The sequence below is a fragment of the Microcystis sp. M_QC_C_20170808_M3Col genome (assembly GCF_007095505.1).
GTDB lineage: Bacteria > Cyanobacteriota > Cyanobacteriia > Cyanobacteriales > Microcystaceae > Microcystis.
The window spans coordinates 1-2,650 of sequence record NZ_SFBY01000220.1 but is presented as its reverse complement, the minus strand read 5'-3'; the positions used below and the strand labels follow the sequence as shown (position 1 = coordinate 2,650).

The 2,650-nt window shown below is 41.9% G+C and carries 1 protein-coding gene and 3 pseudogenes; all 4 read left to right on the top strand.

Annotated features, from left to right (window positions below; translation table 11 throughout):
• Positions 1-264: 264 nt before the first annotated feature.
• Positions 265-465: pseudogene (locus EWV84_RS09930) on the top strand (PhoH family protein); the annotation flags it as partial.
• Between the two features lie 24 nt (positions 466-489).
• Entirely contained in the window at positions 490-1,458 is a 969-nt protein-coding gene (locus EWV84_RS09925; RefSeq protein ID WP_287077863.1) for a cysteine synthase A, read from the top strand.
• 217 nt (positions 1,459-1,675) lie between these two features.
• A pseudogene (locus tag EWV84_RS09920) lies at positions 1,676-1,858 on the top strand (hypothetical protein); the annotation flags it as partial.
• A gap of 175 nt (positions 1,859-2,033) precedes the next feature.
• Positions 2,034-2,650, top strand: a pseudogene (locus EWV84_RS09915) (transposase family protein); the annotation flags it as partial.

Genomic DNA, 2,650 nt, shown 5'->3' with positions numbered 1-2,650 from the left:
TAAGACTTTTAGACTTTTTGTCAATCAAAAAGTACCGGACTGGGAGTGATCAGGGGGAAAATTCCGGGACTTTTTCCCTGAAAATTAGGTAGTTGACCACCTGAAAATCGGTAAAACCCCACACCCTACCCCCAACCCCCAACCCCCACCGAAAAACTTTTTCAGCAGACCCTAATTAGCCGTCCTCGCTCCCGTCGCTTTTGCTAAAGTGGTAGAACTTGGCAAACGATTCAATTCTCCAGTCGAGAAAGTGCGATCGCATTGATGGTCTTAACTCGCTTGGGATTCGGTTCGCGCATGGTAGTAACTGGAGATGTCACCCAAACCGATTTACCGCAATCACAAGAATCGGGGTTAATTGCCGCTCAAAAAATCCTAAAATCAGTAGAAGGGATCGCTTTTTGTTGCCTATCGCGGGCCGATGTGGTGCGTCATCCCTTAGTACAAAAAATCGTCTCAGCCTAGGAACAACACGAAAAATAACAGATTATGGATATTAAAAATGGTTTCGTCGATGCGGTGGGTAATACTCCCCTAATTCGTCTCAATAGTTTTAGCGAGGAAACTGGCTGCGAGATTCTCGGTAAGGCCGAATTTCTTAACCCCGGTGGTTCGGTCAAGGATCGCGCCGCTTTATATATTATCCAAGAAGCGGAAAAAGCCGGTACTCTCCAACCGGGGGGAACCGTTGTCGAAGGAACCGCCGGCAATACTGGCATCGGTTTGGCCCATATCTGCAATGCTAAAGGTTATAAATGCCTGATTATCATTCCCGATACCCAATCCCAAGAGAAAATCGACCTATTGAGAACCCTTGGCGCGGAAGTGCGTACTGTTCCCGCCGTTCCCTACCGAGATGCCAATAATTACGTTAAATTATCGGGGAGATTGGCCAGTGAGATGGAAAATGCTATCTGGGCCAATCAATTCGATAATCTGGCTAATCGTCGCGCTCACTACGAAACCACCGGCCGGGAAATCTGGGAACAAACCGACGGTAAAATTGATGCTTGGGTGGCTGCCACGGGAACTGGAGGAACCTACGCGGGGGTGGCGATGTTTTTAAAAGACCAAAATCCCCAGGTGCGCTGCCTGGTGGCGGATCCGATGGGTAGCGGTTTATATAGTTATGTGAAAACTGGGACAATTACCCTGGAAGGTAGTTCAATTACTGAAGGGATTGGTAATAGTCGTATTACGGCTAATATGGAAGGCGCACCTATAGATGATGCCATTCAAATTGATGATCCCACTGCCATCAAAGTTGTTTATCAACTATTACAAAAAGATGGTTTATTTATGGGGGGTTCTGTGGGTATTAATGTCGGTGCTGCCGTGGCTTTAGCTAAACAAATGGGACCGGGCCACACCATCGTTACTGTTCTTTGTGATGGTGGATCCCGTTATCAATCTCGTTTATATAATCCTCGATGGTTGGCTGAGAAAGGATTGGCTTAAATTCTTGTTAGGGCTAAGTCAGCTAGATTAAGGTGATGAACCCGGAATTTTACAGGAAAATCAGGAATTATCGGCTCGGAGATTAGTTGAGATAATGGTAGCGGTAGGGCAACAATTAGAGAAGGCAGCAGGGGAAAATGAGGCGCAATGTTTGGCAAACACTTGAGACAAGATAGACAATAATACTGATAACTATCATTATTAGGAGAATCATCAGATGTCAGTTACTATAGAACAGGACCTGAAAGAAATTTTAGGTCCAATTAATCAGAAGTTAGATAATCTGCAAAAAGATGTTATGGATATTAAAATAGTACAGGCGAGATTAGAGGAAAAAGTCGATAGTTTAGAAAAAGATATTGAAGGAGTAAAAGAAGATACAAAAGAATTAAAAGGCTCTTCGGGAATTGTTATGCAAATAATTAACTTAAAATAAAATTCGATGAGAGTGCCTACGCCTAAAAGTAGCTGAAATCCATAGGGGGAAGGACTTAAGACACAAACAGGTTAATACCAAAAGATAGACAATAAAGTTAAGATTTGATATAATAGCCAAAAACCCGAGTATTTTACTTATGATACTTGACAAATTTTTGAACCTAGAAGGAACCTCTATTCAAGGCTATCTACACCTAGAAAATATCGGTATAGTCTGACCAGTCGAATCGAAAAATAAAAAAGCAATCTGTCCTCATTGTGGATTAGAGAGCGATAAACTACACCAAAATCATCGACATTTAGTCAAAGATTTACCGCTCTCAGGACAACCAGTGTACCTACAAGTTAATCGTCGTCAATTTAAGTGCGATAATTATCGAAAACCCTTGAGCGAAGAATTAGATTTTGTCGCCAGTAAACGAACCTATACGAAAAGACTAGCCGAGAATATACTCGAACAATTAAAAGAAGGAGATATTTTAAATGTTAGTCGAAGAAATGACGTAACGGAAGAAGAGATTCAAAGAATGTTAGAGGACATCGCCGAAGAAATTACAGAGCCAGACCTATCGAAATTAAAAAGACTGGGAATTGATGAAATCGCTCTAGTCAAAGGACAAAAAAATTACTGTGCAGTTTTAGTAAATTTAGATACGGGAAAACTAATAGCTATTCTAGAGAAGCGAACACACTCTTGAGTTGAGGAAAACGCTTATAGGCTGGGGGAAAGAGGTGTTAGAGCAAATTGAAGAAG

Excerpts from the sequence above, each read along its gene's own strand:
- EWV84_RS09925 (WP_287077863.1), top strand. The coding sequence starts at position 490 with ATGGATATTAAAAATGGTTTCGTCGATGCGGTGGGTAATACTCCCCTA.